At 66.6% G+C, this 14,437-nt stretch carries 13 protein-coding genes; 7 read left to right on the top strand and 6 right to left on the bottom strand.

The genetic code is table 11. The features are described from left to right. Positions 1–140: 140 nt before the first annotated feature. The gene (locus AC1D14_RS04145; RefSeq protein ID WP_230120818.1) at positions 141–1,466 is read right to left on the bottom strand and encodes an MFS transporter; all 1,326 of its coding nucleotides are present in this window, start codon (positions 1,464–1,466) and stop codon (positions 141–143) included. A gap of 234 nt (positions 1,467–1,700) precedes the next feature. Between AC1D14_RS04145 and AC1D14_RS04150 the strand changes: the two genes are divergently transcribed. From AC1D14_RS04150 to AC1D14_RS04160, 3 genes are all read left to right on the top strand, one after another. Then, entirely contained in the window at positions 1,701–2,480 is a 780-nt protein-coding gene (locus AC1D14_RS04150; protein ID WP_230120819.1) for an IclR family transcriptional regulator, read from the top strand. A gap of 102 nt (positions 2,481–2,582) precedes the next feature. Further along, entirely contained in the window at positions 2,583–3,770 is a 1,188-nt protein-coding gene (locus AC1D14_RS04155) for a 4-hydroxybenzoate 3-monooxygenase (protein WP_230120821.1), read from the top strand. A gap of 86 nt (positions 3,771–3,856) precedes the next feature. Further along, complete coding sequence (locus AC1D14_RS04160; protein WP_230120823.1) at positions 3,857–4,918, top strand: FAD-dependent monooxygenase; 1,062 nt, start codon at positions 3,857–3,859, stop codon at positions 4,916–4,918. Between the two features lie 92 nt (positions 4,919–5,010). On the opposite strand, the gene AC1D14_RS04165 is transcribed toward AC1D14_RS04160, so the two are convergent. The 4 genes from AC1D14_RS04165 to purB all read right to left on the bottom strand — a co-directional run bounded on the left by AC1D14_RS04165 (position 5,011) and on the right by purB (position 8,382). Then, the gene (locus AC1D14_RS04165) at positions 5,011–5,445 is read right to left on the bottom strand and encodes an acyl-CoA thioesterase (protein ID WP_230120825.1); all 435 of its coding nucleotides are present in this window, start codon (positions 5,443–5,445) and stop codon (positions 5,011–5,013) included. 106 nt (positions 5,446–5,551) lie between these two features. Next, positions 5,552–6,055 carry a GNAT family N-acetyltransferase gene (locus AC1D14_RS04170; protein WP_230120827.1) on the bottom strand — a complete coding sequence of 168 codons (504 nt, stop codon included), beginning with the start codon at positions 6,053–6,055 and terminating at the stop codon, positions 5,552–5,554. Between the two features lie 112 nt (positions 6,056–6,167). Further along, positions 6,168–6,833: a histidine phosphatase family protein gene (locus AC1D14_RS04175; protein WP_230120829.1), complete on the bottom strand. Its 666-nt coding sequence runs from the start codon at positions 6,831–6,833 to the stop codon at positions 6,168–6,170. Positions 6,834–6,939: 106 nt separating this feature from the next. Next, positions 6,940–8,382: an adenylosuccinate lyase gene (gene purB / locus AC1D14_RS04180; protein WP_230120831.1), complete on the bottom strand. Its 1,443-nt coding sequence runs from the start codon at positions 8,380–8,382 to the stop codon at positions 6,940–6,942. A 503-nt stretch (positions 8,383–8,885) separates the two neighbouring features. Here purB and AC1D14_RS04185 point away from each other — a divergent pair. After that, positions 8,886–10,361 (top strand): hypothetical protein, encoded by a 1,476-nt coding sequence (locus AC1D14_RS04185; protein WP_230120833.1) that lies wholly within the window; start codon positions 8,886–8,888, stop codon positions 10,359–10,361. Between the two features lie 18 nt (positions 10,362–10,379). Here AC1D14_RS04185 and AC1D14_RS04190 read toward each other — a convergent pair whose 3' ends face one another. Beyond that, complete coding sequence (locus AC1D14_RS04190) at positions 10,380–10,808, bottom strand: phage holin family protein (protein WP_230120835.1); 429 nt, start codon at positions 10,806–10,808, stop codon at positions 10,380–10,382. A gap of 139 nt (positions 10,809–10,947) precedes the next feature. Between AC1D14_RS04190 and hisC the strand changes: the two genes are divergently transcribed. From hisC to AC1D14_RS04205, 3 genes are all read left to right on the top strand, one after another. Beyond that, positions 10,948–12,066 carry a histidinol-phosphate transaminase gene (gene hisC, locus AC1D14_RS04195; protein WP_230120837.1) on the top strand — a complete coding sequence of 373 codons (1,119 nt, stop codon included), beginning with the start codon at positions 10,948–10,950 and terminating at the stop codon, positions 12,064–12,066. A gap of 148 nt (positions 12,067–12,214) precedes the next feature. After that, positions 12,215–13,447, top strand: a complete 1,233-nt coding sequence (locus AC1D14_RS04200) for a thiamine pyrophosphate-dependent dehydrogenase E1 component subunit alpha (RefSeq protein WP_230120839.1) — start codon at positions 12,215–12,217, stop codon at positions 13,445–13,447. Then, complete coding sequence (locus AC1D14_RS04205; protein WP_230120840.1) at positions 13,447–14,427, top strand: alpha-ketoacid dehydrogenase subunit beta; 981 nt, start codon at positions 13,447–13,449, stop codon at positions 14,425–14,427. The genes AC1D14_RS04200 and AC1D14_RS04205 overlap by 1 nt, the downstream gene beginning before the upstream one ends. Positions 14,428–14,437: the final 10 nt, after the last annotated feature.

Consider the following 14,437-nt stretch of genomic DNA (forward strand, 5'->3'; position numbering starts at 1 on the left):
GATGGTAAGTGCGCTTGGTGTTCCTAGAGTACTCGCCGCCCTCGCGCGTTTGACCGGCCCTGGCCCGCACGACCGGCCCTGGCCCGCACGACCGGCCCTGGCGGGGCCGGTCATGCGCTCAAGGGCCGGTCAAACGGAGATCAGGTTCGTGCCGCAGTGATCGCGTGGGGGACGGTCGCCAGTGCGACGACGGCCAGGAGGGCCGCAGCGCCGAAGACGTAGAAGCCCCACGGGTACGCGATGCCTGCCGCCACCAGCGTCCCGGTCACGGCAGGGCCCATGATGGCGCCAAAGCGTCCCACGCCGGCGGCGAAGCCGAGGGCGGTCCCGCGGAGCCGGGCCGGGAAGAGCTGGCTGACCCAGGCATAGACCAGGACCTGCGAGCTGAAGACGAAGACGCCTGTGACAAAGACGGCGGCGTTGAGGAGGAACTCGCTCTGGATTTTGACGCTGAGCACGGCGAGGAAAACGGCGGAGAGGCCAAACCAGAGCAGGACGATCTTCTTGGTGCCGTGCTTGTCCGCCAGGATGCCGGCCACGATCAGGCCCACCACGGCGCCGACGTTGAGCACGAGCAGCAGGACCAGCCCGGTGCTTACGGTGTATCCGGCAGCGGACATGAGTTGCGGCAGCCAGGTATTCAGGCCGTACACGAGGAGGAGCCCCATGAACGATGCCACTGCAATGCCGAGTGCCACCAGCGGATAGGGCTTCTTTGTGAGGTCGCGGAAGCTGGCGCGTTGGCCGGCCGGATCGGCGGGCAGCAGGGACGCAGGCGCAGCCTCGGGCTCGGCGGCGGGGACTGCGATCGGGCGGTGTGTGCGGGCGTTCGTCTGGGGCGGGCGGACTTCCGCGTCCTGGAGTTCGGCGCCCTCCTGCGCATGTACAGGGGGCAGTGTTTCCGGGAGCCGGAACCAGAGGAACGGCACCAGAACGAAGCCGGCAAGTCCGCCCACCACGAACATGATGCGCCAGTCCGGCACCACCATGATGGCTAGAAACGCAGTGGCCACGGCGCCCACGTGGTAGCCGGTCATGGTCCGGGTAGTGGACTTCCCGGCGGTGCCGGCCGGGGCGTAGTCGTTCATGTACGCCAGTGCAGCCGGCAGGCAGGCGCCGAGGCCCACGCCGGCGAGGAGCCGGAAAACGCCGAACATAGCCACGTTGGGGGCGAACACCACGGCGATGGTGAAGAGGGAGAACCAGGCTACGCACGCCACGAGCAGGCGGCGGCGTCCGAACCGGTCGGAGAGGGGAGCAATGAACAGCGCGCCGATGCCCACGCCAACGAGGGAGATGGTGGCTGCATAAGTGGCTCCCACGGCGTCGAAGCCGAGTTCGTGGGTCTTGATCAGGGTGGGAATGACGGTGCCCAGCACCACCAGGTCGAATCCGTCCAGCATCATGGCCAGCCAGCAAAGCCAAACGGGCCACTGTGAACGGCGGGCGACTGAGAGCGTTGACATCGGAACCTCGTTGTTCGGGTTGAGTTGTTCGGGTGGAGCCTGTCTGTGGGGGCTGTCCGGAGCCACTGCTTCGAGCCATAGGTCCGAGTAGTGGTCTCGAGTGACTGTCCGGCAGCGGAAACTGCGCAACTGGTCGGGCGGCCGCGCAGGCCGCGGCGTCGTCCGACATGAGAGTTGTATCACCCACGGGTGTAATCTGGGACAACTTATACCGTTGAATGGAAGCAGAACGCCTTGGCCAACTCAGTTTCCGGAGACTCGGTGGTGGACCGGGTGGTCCGCGTCATCGCAGCCTTTCCCGAGGGTGTCAGCGTCCTGCAACTCTCGGAGTTGGCCGAGCGGGCGGGGCTGCCCCTCACCACGGCCCACCGGCTGGTCCGGCAGCTGGCACAGCACGGCCTGCTCGAGGCCGGGGCCGGCGGCTCGGTGCGGTTGGGCCTGCGGCTGTGGGAGCTGGTCAACCGCAATTCGCCCACCCTGGCGCTGCGCCAGGCGGCAATGCCGTTCATGGAAGACATCCAGCATGTGCTCAACCAAAACGTGAACCTCGCCGTGCTCGACGGCTGGGAGGCGCTCTTTGTGGAGCGCCTGTCCCGCCGTGGTTCCGTGGCAAACCGTGCCCAGATCGCCGGGCGCCTGGCCGTGCACGTGTCCTCGGCCGGGCTGGCGCTGATGTCGCACCAGCCCCGGTCCGTCCAGACGGAATACCTTGAGCAGTTCACTGATCCGGCCGGAAAGGTGACGGCGGAGGAACTCCGGGCACTGCTCAGCGAGGCCGCCCATCAGGGTTATGCCCAGCTGGCCGGTGTGATCGACCCCGATACGTGGGGCATTGCGGTCCCCGTGCTGGACGGCCGGAAACTGGCGGTCGCCGCGCTCGGCGTAGTTGTTCCCCTGCGGGAGGTGCGGCTCCAGGCCCTGGTCCCGGCGTTGCAGACCGCGGCCCGCGGCATCGGGCGGCGGCTTGGTGACGCCGGCACGTTGACTCAATTCCGATCAACGGAATCCTTGTAACGCCGAACACACTCCCCGGCGCACACTGTTAGCCACAAGAACTTACGGCCCAGTGGTCCAGAGTGATCCAGCAGAGGGCCCCGCGACGAAGCGAGGAACGACATGGCAGCACGCAAAATCATCACCACCCAGGTGGCCATCATGGGCGCAGGCCCCGCCGGCCTCATGCTTTCCCATCTGCTGGCGACGGCGGGCATCGAATCCACTGTGATCGAGATCCGCAGCCGCCAGGAGATCTCCGAGACCGTTCGCGCCGGCATCCTGGAACACGGCACGGTCAACATGCTCGTGGACAGCGGAGTCTCCGACCGGGTGCTCCGCGACGGCGACAGGCACGATGGCATCGAACTGCGCTTCAACGGTGAGAGCCACCGCATCGACTTCAAGGACCTGGTGGGGGAGAGTGTCTGGCTCTACCCGCAGACTGACGTTTTCATGGACCTCGCTGCCCGCAGGGAGGCCGACGCCGGAGACGTCCGCTACAGCGTCACGGACACCACGGTGCACGACATCGAGGGCAATCCCAGGGTGTGGTTCACGGACGCCGACGGGGTTGAGTACGAACTGCAGGCAGACTTCATCGCCGGCGCGGACGGTTCCCGCAGCCATTGCCGGTTCCAGATCCCCGAAGCGCACCGCCAGTGGTACTTCCACGAGTACCCCTTCGCCTGGTTCGGCATCTTGGCCGAGGCGCCCCGCAGCTCCGACGAACTCATCTATGCCAACTCTGAGAAGGGTTTCGCACTGATCAGCCAGCGCACGGAAACCGTCCAGCGGATGTACTTCCAGTGCGACCCGAACGAGGACGTGAACAACTGGAGCGAGGAGCGGATCTGGGAGGCCTTCCGGAGCCGGGTCAATGGCAACGGTTTCGAGCTTAAGGAAGGGCCAGTGATCGATAAGATGGTCCTGAAGTTCCGCAGTTTCGTCCACACGCCAATGCGCCACGGCAAGCTCTTCCTGGCCGGGGATGCCGCGCACACCGTGCCGCCCACCGGCGCCAAGGGCCTGAACCTGGCGATCCACGACGTCAAAGTGCTGTTCGAGGGCCTCGACAGCTTCTACAGGACCGGCTCGTCGGTCCTGCTGGATTCGTACAGCGACCGCGCCCTGGACCGCGTGTGGAAGGCGCAGCAGTTCTCGTACTGGATGACGTCCATGCTGCACACCCCGGCGGACGCCGATGATTTCTCCCGGGCGCGCCAGCTGGGCGAGCTCAACTCGGTGGTGTCGTCCCGGCACGGGCAGGCCTACCTTGCCGAGGCCTACACGGGCTGGCCTTCCGCCTAGCTCGGTCCGCATCCCTCTCTCCGCACAACCGGCCCCGGCCAGGGCCGGTCAAGCTGCAGACCGCCGTCGGGGATTAACATCGGTCCATGGAAGCCATAACCATCATCGGGGGCGGCGTTGCCGGCCTGGCGCTCGCCGCGGGCCTGGACCCTCAGCGCTTCGACGTCACTATCCACGAGCAGCGGCCCGGTCCGCCCACGGTGGAATCGTCTCTCGCCATGTGGCCGGAGGCGCAGAGTGCGCTGGCGCTGCTCGGGATCCTGCCGCACATCAGGGGCGTGGCCGCTACGTTCGGCGGGATGGCCCTGCGGGATGCGGCAGGCAATTCCTGGATCTCGCCGGAAGTGCGCGGAGTGCTGGGCGTGTCCCGGGCCGACCTCCTCGGGCTGCTCGGGGCCGCGGTTCCCCGCAGCGTGCGCCGGGTGGCGACGCGGGTGGAGGACATACCGGCGTCGGGGCCGCTGGCGTCAGGCCTGCTGGTGGGTGCCGACGGTGTCCACAGCGTGGTCCGGCGCGCCTTCTGGGGTGGACGCTCGGAAGCCACGCAGTCGCCCTACCTGGCGTTGCGAGGTGTCCTTGCCGATCCGGTCGCCGCGGATTCCGGCGGCGAATACTGGGGCCGGGGGAAGCTGTTCGGCATTACGCCGGCCTCGGGCGGCAGGACCTACTGGTACGCCTCATTCCGTTCGGACCTTGGACCGTCAGGCGTCGACGTTGCCGAGGCGCTGCAGCAGACCCGGGGCCGGTTTGCGGGAAGCGCGCCCGCCATCAGGCAGGTGCTGGAAACGGCCACTCCGGCGACGTCCCTCGCCCAGCGGATCTGGACGGTTCCAATCCTCGGCAGCTATGAACGGCCGGGTGCTGTGCTGGTGGGCGACGCCGCGCACGGCATGACGCCGAACCTTGGGCGGGGCGCCTGCGAGGCGCTGGTGGACGCCGTCACCCTGGCCGAGCTGCTGAACTCGCGGTCCGTTGCTGAGGCGCTCAGGGCCTACAACAGGAAGCGGGTCCTGCGGACGCAGCTGCTGCGCCTGGGCTCCTCCGGCATGACGCGCCTCGCGCTCGCCGAACGTGCGCAGCCCGTCCGCGACCGGCTGCTTAGGCTCGCCACCCAGCAAAGCCCGGCAGGCGCCGTCGGGCGTTCCTGACCCGGACGGACGGTCCCGGCCCGCACAGGCGGCCCTGGTCCCGGACGGACGGGCAAGGGCCGGTTACAGAGTGGATGCCCGACGGCGGTGCCCTAGTCCTGCTCCAGCGTCTCCGTGAGGTGGTGCGTGGGGATCCGGTCGCGGTCGTAGGTGATCTCGGTGTAGCCGTGCGGCTCTGGTTTGCCGTGCGCACTGAGGTTCACGAACACAATCTCCTCGATGGTGAGAATGCTCTGGCGCGTGATCATGTTGCGCACCTCGGCGCGCATGGTCAGCGAGGTGCGCCCGAAACGCGTGGCGGTCAGGCCCATTTCGACCAGGTCGCCCTGCACCGCGGAGCTGACGAAGTTGATCTCGGAGATGTATTTGGTGACCGCACGGCCGTTGCCCAGCTGGAGGATGGCGTAGATCGCCGCCTCCTCGTCGATCCACTTCAGCAGGCTTCCGCCGAACAGCGTGCCGTTGGCGTTGAGGTCCTCGGGGCGCACCCATTTGCGCGTGCGGAAAGTGATGTCTGCGGTTGCCATACAGCGAGATTAGCCGACGGCGGCCGGCCGGCTCCGAGTGTGACGGCCGCGGCCTTGCCCCGGGCCGGTCTTGCGGGCCAGGGCCGGTTGTGGGCATGAGGGCGGGTCAAGCCATGGCCGTGTGCGCCGCGCTGTGGGAGTCGATGGACTTGGCGTAGCAGTAGGAGTGCTCGACGCCGATGTAGGGGCCGAAGTTGGACACCGGTTCGAAGCCGGAGTTCTCGTAGAAGTTCCGGCCGTCCGGCTGGGCCGAGCCGGCTTCGGCCGTGACGCGGGTGATGCCCTGGGCGTGGGCCTCCGCCTCGAGGGCCGCCAGGATGGAGCTGGCCACGCCGGAGCCCCGGGTGTAGGGCAGAACGTAGAGGCGCTTGATTTCGGCGGTGTTCGAATCGAGTAGCCGCAACCCTCCACAGCCCACCGGCTGGCCCGATCCCTTGTCGTACGCCACCAGGAAGACGGCGGTGTCCACCTCCGACGGCTTCGGCCCGGGCTCGTGGTCGGTGCAGCCGAAGCGGGCATCGAGTTCCGCCTGCTGCGCCGCCCGCAGATCGGCACCCACCGGGTTGGACCAGCTGACTTTCCGAATGTTGAGCCTGGGATTGGTCTGCATCTCTGCCTCGATTCGCCGAAGGGTTATGCATATCAAGCCTAGGTGGCCGCCGTTTCCGCCGTGTTTCCCGTGCGTAAGCGTCCAGAGAACAGTGCCGCAACCAGGCCGCCGGCTACCCTGCCGAGCGTCCCATCGGGTCTTCGGCAGTGGGGTCAGCCAGGGCCAGGCCGCCCACGGGGCTGGCATCCCAATGGATCAGGGTCCAGCCGGCGTCGGGATCGCCTTCCAGTGCCACAATGCCGGTGTTCGCGAGCACGTGCCGCGCCGCAAATTCCATGTCGATGTTGTCCGCCCGGAGGCCTGCCCAGACGCGGATGGCGGCCCCGTGGCTGACGATGGCCACGGCACCGGGGTCCGAGGCTCCGGCGGTCACTTTGGCGATCGCGGCATCGTAGCGCTCGAAGAACTCGTGTCCGTTCGGGCCGGCAGGCATCCGCTTGCCGAAGTCTTTGTTGGCCCAGGCGAAGACCGTTGTCATGTACCGCCGGTGAGCCTCGTGGTCCGTGAGCTTTTCAAGGGCGCCGGCCTCGATTTCATGGATTCCGTCCAGCACCTTGACGTCCAGCCCGAGTTCGCGGCCCAACGGCGCCGCGGTGATCTGGGTCCGGAGCAGCGTGGAGGCGTATAGCGCACTGATCGGCTCTTTCACAAGCGCCTTCGGCAGAGCTTCCGCCTGGCGTTCTCCAAGTTCCGTCAGCCCGGGTCCGGGGTGGGCGGTGTCCAGCTGCCCCAGCACGTTCCCGGGCGTCTCTCCGTGGCGGATGAGCAGGAGCCTCATGGTTCGCATTCCTTTTCGTCGTCGTGAAGGTGAGCGGGACACGCTGGAAACGCGGCCGGAAACGGCGGCGGTGCCGGGCAGCGAGGCCCGGCACCGCCGTCGTACTTTATTTCAGGTGGTCCACCAGCTGGTCCGCGATGCCCGTGTACTTGCCCGGCGTCAGCGCGAGCAGGCGGGCCTCGGCATCCGCCGACAGCCCGAGGCTCTGGACGAATTCCTGCATCCGGGCGGCGTCCACGCGCTGCCCGCGGGTGAGGTCCTTGAGCCGCTCGTACGGGTTTTCCATGCCTTCGACGCCGGCAATCGCCTCGGCGCGCATGACCATCTGGATCGCTTCGCCCAGGACTTCCCAGTTGGTGTCGAGGTCCCCGGCGAGCACGTCCTCTGCCACGTCAAGGCGGTCCAGGCCCTTGGCCACGTTGGAGATCGCCAGCAGTGAGTGGCCGAATGCCACGCCGATGTTGCGCTGGCTGGAGGAGTCCGTGAGGTCGCGCTGCCAACGGGAGGTCACGAGGGTTGAGCCCAGCACGTCCAGGAGCCCGGAGGAGATCTCCAGGTTGGCCTCGGCGTTTTCAAAGCGGATCGGGTTGACCTTGTGCGGCATCGTGGAGGAGCCGGTGGCGCCCGCCACGGGGATCTGCGCGAAGTAGCCGATCGAGATGTAGCTCCAGATGTCCGTGCACACGTTGTGCAGGATCCGGTTGAAGCGGGCGACGTCGGCGTAGAGCTCGGCCTGCCAGTCGTGGCTTTCGATCTGGGTGGTCAGCGGGTTCCAGGTCAGGCCCAGGCCCTGGACGAACGACTTGGAGACCTGCTGCCAGTCGGCACCGGGAACGGAGGCGACGTGGGCGGCGTAGGTGCCGGTGGCACCGTTGATCTTGCCGAGATACTCGGTCTTGGCGATCCGGTCCAGCTGGCGGGTCAGGCGGTGCGCGATGACCGCGAGTTCCTTGCCCAGCGTGGTGGGCGTGGCCGGCTGGCCGTGGGTGCGGGACAGCATGGGGACGGCGCGGTTGTCCTCGGCCATCTTGCTGATCTGGGCCACGAGGGCCCGCGCGGCCGGCAGCCACACGTCCTCCACAGCACCCTTGACGCCGAGCGCATAGGAGAGGTTGTTGATGTCCTCGGAGGTGCAGCCGAAGTGCACCATGGCGGTCAGGTTCTCGATGCCGATCGCGGGAAGGCGGCGGCCGATGTAGTATTCCACGGCCTTGACGTCGTGGACCGTGACGGCCTCGATTTCGGCTAGTTCGGAGACGGAGGCGGCGTCGAATTCGGTGACGATCTTGCGGAGCCGGTCCTGCTGGTCCGCGGTGAGAGGACCAGCGCCGGGTAGGACGTTGTTGCTGGTCAGGTGGATGAGCCACTCCACCTCGACGGCCACGCGGTCGCGGTTGAGGGCGGCCTCGGACAGGTAGTCAACGAGGGGCGCGACGGCGGACTGGTAGCGGCCGTCCAGCGGGCCGAGCGCAATCTGTTCCGGAGACGCGGCGAGGGCCAGGCGTCCGGAGGGCGTACGGGTATCAGCTGTGGCGGCAGTTTCAGGCATGCCCTGATTCTTTCACGAACTTCTGCGCCGGCTAAAGCGCGCGGTTCGTTGTGACTTCTCCCCAACAGGACGCACCCCCGACGTCTGTCCACATAGCCGACGGCGGGTGTTCCGGAGCGCAGCCACGCTCCGTAGCGTCGGAGGCAGGAGGGAAAACCGGCGGGTGCCGGGTGCGGCAGAAGAAGGAGGAGTAACCGGATGAGTGCCAGCATCAGCGCGGCTGACGCCGCGGCGTGTTCATCACGCAGCTTTGAAGTCCAATTGCTGGCGCGGCGTTTGGAGGCGTGCGCAGGACAGGTTGAGGAGGCGCTTTCACGGCTGTCGCGCCTGCAGCTGTCTGGCTGGCAGTCACCGGCGGGCAGGGCGTTCCGGGAAAGCGCAGGACTGCAGGCCGGAGCCCTGCGCCGGGCCCGAGAGCGGATGGACTCGGCCGCTGCGTCCGTGCGAAGGCACGCCAACAATGTGTCCTTGTCCTCCCCGCGGACTGCGGCTGGCGGGTTCTGATGGCCGAACTTACGCCGTCTGAAAGTGGAGGCCCGCTGCTGCCGGTCGAGCCGGCCTCGGACGGATTCCTTTTGGTACGCGGCGGTGCAGGCGGAATCGCATTCCAACTCGAGGAACTCTCGGCAGGGGCGACCGAGCTCAACGCCCTTGCCCGGGATCTGGCTGCCGTGGAACTGGATGCGCATAGGGTCTGGACGGCACTGGGCCCGTACCAGAATGATTCGCCGTCCAGCGGGATGGAAGCAGTCACGGGCGTCTGGGAAGGACGGCGTGCCGTCGCGGCCGTGCGCGAGGAACTGCAGGACATCGCCAGCCAGGTTCAGGCGTGCAAGCGCGACTATGAAGCCGCCGAACAGCGAAGCCTGGCCAGCCTCCGCTCCGGCATCGATGCGCTGAGGCTCCTGCCGGCTCAAATAATGGATCTGCATCTCGGAGGCCTGGGCGATCCCCTCCGCGCGGACTTTAGCAGGCTGCTGAACCGGGACAGCATGGAGGAGGTCGCGGGCAACTACGCGGTCCTCCTTGCCCTATTGGGGGTGAATTCTCCGGCCCTCCTCGGAGCCGTCACTATGGCGGCGGCCACCGGGATGAAGGGATCCGGCGTCCCCGATGTCATCCGCATGCTTGCCGGCGGTGTGATGCCGCAACTCAGGCCTCGCCCTGTCACTGCAACAGCAGCATCCACGTCGGCGATCACCCTTGACGCTTCGTCTGCCGGCCTTCTGGCCAGGGCCGAGACCGTGGATGAGGACGGCCTCGGCAAGATCGAGATCATCCGGACGGAACAGGGCGGTCACGAGGCTTTCATCGTCATCATTCCCGGCACGCAGCCGGGTGCCGCAGGCGGTTCCAACCCCTTCGACGAGTACGGCATCGCCGAAGGCCTGGGGTATGGCTCTGAACACACGGGGGCCGCGATCCGGGACGCGCTGCGGCAGGCCGGCGCGGAGGCTGGTGCCCAAGTCGTGGCCGTCGGCTACAGCCAGGGCGGAATTCACGCCATGAACCTCAGCCAAGATAAGGCTTTCCTCGCGGAATATGACCTCAAGTACGTGCTGACGGCAGGATCACCGGTAGGCGGCATCAACCCCGAGCCGGGCATTAGCACGCTGCATCTCGAACATCGTCAGGACTGGGTTCCGGGAGCGGACGGGGTGCCCAGCCCCGACACGCGGGACCGCGTTACGGTGACAGTCCAAAACCGGGTGCTGACGCCTCTGGGGGAGGAGCCCGGTCTGGGACCGGGCCACAGACTGGCCAACTATGAAGCCGGCGCCAGGGCCATCTCGGAGAGCGGCGACGCGTCGCTCGTGGCGTCCACCGCCGCGCTTGCGGGCGTCGTGGGCGCCGGCGGAGCGGCAACCGCCACTCGCTTCCAGCTGGTCCGCGCACCGCAAGCGCCGGTAGCCACACGGCGGTACGTGGACCGGCGATTGCCCAGGCAAGCGGACATCCGGCCCACCGGCGGCCGATGAACCCCTGTCATTCCGCTTTTACCGGCGGCGCGCCCCGGGGATCCTGTCGGCCACCAGGGAAATGATGGTGATGACGATCGCCGCCAGCACGGCCGTCCAGAAGAAGGAGTCAATCGTGAAATGCACCGGCGTGTAGCTGCTGATCCAGGACGTCAGGTACAGCATGGCCGCATTGATCACGATCGTGAACAGCCCGAGCGTGAGGATGGTGATGGGCAGGGACAGGAAGCTGATGACGGGCCGGACGAAGGCGTTGACCACGCCGAAAATCAGCCCAATGAACAGGTAGGCCAGGATGATGCCGATGGCGTTGGTGCCCTGGCTGACACCCGTCTTGGCCACGGCCTCGGTGGTGGCCGCAGTGGAGATGTCCAGTCCGGGCAGAATCCAGCTGGCAATCCACAGCGCCAGTCCGTTGATGAGCACCCGCACGATGAAAGATCGCATGCGCCCATGCTGTCACATCGAGCTTGGAACGGGTCCGCGGGCGGAGACCCTCCGCCTCGGGTCGCAGGACTGGGGTCCGGACGGTGCCCCGGGTCCGGCCGGAGCCGGGGCACAGAAAGGGCGAAGTAGGCTAGTTGGCATGACTTCATCAGAGACCATGGCGGGCGGCGTCAGGCCGAGACCGGTAGTTGACCGGCTGCCCCGCTACGCCGCAGGCAAGCCGCCCGTCGCCGTCGACGGGCTGGCCAGCTACAAACTGTCGTCCAACGAAAACCCGTTGCCGCCCATTCCGGCCGTCGTCGAGGCCATTGCGGCCCAGACCGACTTCAACCGCTACCCGGACCCGCTCAGCACGAAGCTCCGGACCGCGCTCGCCGAATTCCTGGACGTGCCCGCCGAGGACATCGTCACCGGCGCGGGCAGCCTCGGCGCCCTTAACCAGTTGCTGACCACTTTTGCGGGCCAGAACGACGACGGCAAGGCCGACGAAGTCATCTACGCCTGGCGGTCGTTTGAGGCCTATCCCATCTGTGTAGGTCTGGCAGGTGCCGAGAGCGTCCGGATTCCCCTCACGGCGGATGGCAGGCACGATCTCGATGCCATGGCCGCGGCCGTCACGGTGCGCACCAAGGTGATCCTGCTCTGCACACCGAACAACCCCACCGGTCCCATCCTGACGGCTGAGGAAACCGAGCGCTTCATCAACGCCGTTCCCTCAGATGTCCTGGTGGTCATCGACGAGGCTTACCAGGAGTTCGTCCGGGCGGAGAACGCCGTGGACGGCATCCGGATGTACCGGAAATACCCCAACGTCGTGGTGCTCAGGACCTTCTCCAAGGCGCACGGACTCGCGGGCCTGCGCGTCGGCTACAGCATTTCGCAGCCTGAGCTGACCCAGCACCTGCGGGTCGCTGCCACCCCCTTCGCGGTGTCCCAGATCGCCGAGCAGGCCGCGGTGGTGTCGTTGCAGAATTTCGACCAGGTTGTAGAAAGGGTACAAAGCCTCGTGGATGAGCGGGACCGTGTGACGGCCGGTCTGCGAGCCCTGGGCTGGTTTGTGCCGGAAGCCCAGGGGAACTTCGTGTGGCTGGATCTGGGCGAGAACAGTGCTGAATTCTCACGGTTGGCGGGGGAACGGGCGCTTTCCGTGCGCGCTTTCGGCACCGAGGGCGTACGAGTCAGCATCGGCGAGCCCGAGGCAAACACCCGCTTCTTGGAACTCTGTGCAATCTATACAAAACCGCCACGGCGTTCCTAGCGCTTAACAAACGTCCGGGCCTACCTACGCCGGATAAAGTAAGGAACAGTAAGCCAAAAATATATGCCGCATCCGGAATGCATTCCCGATGCGGCATATATCCCAGCGACATTGCAACGCATCCGGATGCGGCAAGCAAGGAGACGGCATGGGCGCCACACATCTGCCCTCCACCGAGTTCGACGGAACCGAGGTGGACGACCAGCTAGAGGCCGAAGCCGAGGCTGCCTTGGGCGAGCCCCGGACCGAAATGGTCCAGCTGCTTGGGCCGGACGGCACACTCGGGACGGACTCCGTATTCTCCGAGTACGCCGAAAGGCTGGACGCCGAAAAGCTTCGCGGCTTCTATGCCGACATGGCGGCCATCCGGCGCTTTGACCAGGAGGCCACGGCCCTGCAGCGCCAGGGCCAGCTGGCCCTTTGGGTTCCGCTGACGGGGCAGGAGGCCGCGCAGATCGGGTCTGGACGCGCGAGCCAGCCGCAGGACTACATCTTCCCCACGTACCGCGAGCACGGTGTTGCCCTCACGCGGAACGTGGACCTGGCGGAGCTTTTGCGGCAGTTCCGCGGCATCTCCAACGGCGGCTGGAACCCCAAGGACACCAACTTCCACTTGTACACGCTGGTCCTGGCTGCCCAGACGCCGCACGCCGTGGGATACGCCATGGGAATCCAGCGCGACCAGCGGTTGGCAGAGGCGAACGGCCTGGCTGACTCCCAGCCGGCTGAACCTAAGGCCGCCGTCATGGTCTATTTCGGCGACGGTGCCAGTTCCGAGGGCGACGTCCACGAATCCATGGTGTTTGCCTCCTCCTATAAAGCGCCGGTGGTTTTCTTCTGCCAAAACAACCACTGGGCCATCTCAGTGCCCACTGCGGTGCAGACGCGGATCCCGCTGTCCAACCGTGCCAAGGGTTACGGCTTCCCGGGCATCCGCGTGGACGGCAACGACGTCATCGCCGTGCACGCCGTCACCGAATGGGCCCTCGAGCATGCGCGCCAGGGCAACGGCCCGGTGCTGATCGAGGCCTTTACCTACCGCGTCGGCGCCCACACCACAGCGGACGACCCCACCAAGTACCGGGAGTCCTCCGAGGAAGCGCTGTGGCGGGCCAAGGACCCACTGGAGCGACTCGAGAAATACCTTCGCTCCGAGGACATGGCCGATGACTCCTTCTTCGCGAAGGTCGCGGCTGACGGCGACGAACTCGCCGCTTACATCCGCAAGTCCACGTACGATTCCGAGACCCCGGACATCAGGACTGCCTTCGCCAATACCTACGTGGAGGCCCACCCGCTCGTAGCCGAGGAACTGGCCTGGTTCGAGGAATACACCGCCGGATTCGCCAGCGAGGACGCCGCAGAAGGGGCTGGCCACTGATGACCACCATGACCATTGCCAAGGCCATCAACGAGGGCCTGCGCGCCACTCTCAGCAACAACCCCAAGACCCTGCTGATGGGCGAGGACATCGGGCCGCTAGGCGGCGTCTACCGCGTCACCGACGGCCTGATCGGCGAGTTCGGTGCCGACCGCGTGGTGGACACCCCGCTGGCGGAATCCGGCATCATCGGCACCGCGATCGGCCTGGCCCTGCGCGGTTACCTGCCCGTCTGCGAGATCCAGTTCGACGGTTTCGTGTTCCCCGGCTTCAACCAGATCACCACACAGCTCGCCAAGATGCACTCACGCAGCAACGGGAACCTGACCGTCCCTGTCGTCATCCGCATCCCCTACGGCGGCGGCATCGGCTCGATCGAGCACCACTCGGAGTCGCCGGAGGCGCTGTTCGCGCACACCGCCGGAATCCGCATCATCACCCCCTCCAATCCGCATGACGCCTACTGGATGATCCAGCAGGCCGTGGACTGCCAGGACCCTGTGATCGTCTTCGAACCCAAGCGCCGCTATTGGCTCAAGGGTGAGGTGGACACCCAGACGGCAGGCCTCGCCGAGGACCCCTTCAAGGCGCACGTTGTGCGGGAAGGCACCGACGCCACCGTAGTGGTCTACGGTCCGCTGGTTCCCGTGGCTCTCGCGGCGGCCAACGCCGCCGCGGAAGACGGGCGCAGCATCGAAGTCATCGACCTCCGTTCCATTTCGCCGATCGACTTCGACACGATCGAAGCGTCGGTGAAGAAAACCGGACGACTGATCGTGTCCCATGAGGCGCCCACCTTCGGGGGCATCGGCGGAGAAATCGCGGCCCGGATCGGTGAACGCGCCTTCCACTCGCTCGAGGCTCCGGTCATCCGCGTGGGAGGCTTCCACATGCCCTACCCCGTGGCCAAGGTGGAAGAGGATTACCTTCCGGACATCGACCGCATTCTTGAGGCGCTGGACCGGGCTTTCGCCTACTGACGCTGTCACC

The organism is Arthrobacter sp. P1_B11 (assembly GCF_056406715.1).

Excerpts from the sequence above, each read along its gene's own strand:
- AC1D14_RS04145 (WP_230120818.1), bottom strand. The coding sequence starts at position 1,466 with ATGTCAACGCTCTCAGTCGCCCGCCGTTCACAGTGGCCCGTTTGGCTT.
- AC1D14_RS04190 (WP_230120835.1), bottom strand. The coding sequence starts at position 10,808 with ATGCGATCTTTCATCGTGCGGGTGCTCATCAACGGACTGGCGCTGTGG.
- AC1D14_RS04165 (WP_230120825.1), bottom strand. The coding sequence starts at position 5,445 with ATGGCAACCGCAGACATCACTTTCCGCACGCGCAAATGGGTGCGCCCC.
- hisC (WP_230120837.1), top strand. The coding sequence starts at position 10,948 with ATGACTTCATCAGAGACCATGGCGGGCGGCGTCAGGCCGAGACCGGTA.
- AC1D14_RS04160 (WP_230120823.1), top strand. The coding sequence starts at position 3,857 with ATGGAAGCCATAACCATCATCGGGGGCGGCGTTGCCGGCCTGGCGCTC.
- AC1D14_RS04155 (WP_230120821.1), top strand. The coding sequence starts at position 2,583 with ATGGCAGCACGCAAAATCATCACCACCCAGGTGGCCATCATGGGCGCA.
- purB (WP_230120831.1), bottom strand. The coding sequence starts at position 8,382 with ATGCCTGAAACTGCCGCCACAGCTGATACCCGTACGCCCTCCGGACGC.
- AC1D14_RS04200 (WP_230120839.1), top strand. The coding sequence starts at position 12,215 with ATGGGCGCCACACATCTGCCCTCCACCGAGTTCGACGGAACCGAGGTG.
- AC1D14_RS04170 (WP_230120827.1), bottom strand. The coding sequence starts at position 6,055 with ATGCAGACCAATCCCAGGCTCAACATTCGGAAAGTCAGCTGGTCCAAC.
- AC1D14_RS04205 (WP_230120840.1), top strand. The coding sequence starts at position 13,447 with ATGACCACCATGACCATTGCCAAGGCCATCAACGAGGGCCTGCGCGCC.
- AC1D14_RS04175 (WP_230120829.1), bottom strand. The coding sequence starts at position 6,833 with ATGAGGCTCCTGCTCATCCGCCACGGAGAGACGCCCGGGAACGTGCTG.
- AC1D14_RS04185 (WP_230120833.1), top strand. The coding sequence starts at position 8,886 with ATGGCCGAACTTACGCCGTCTGAAAGTGGAGGCCCGCTGCTGCCGGTC.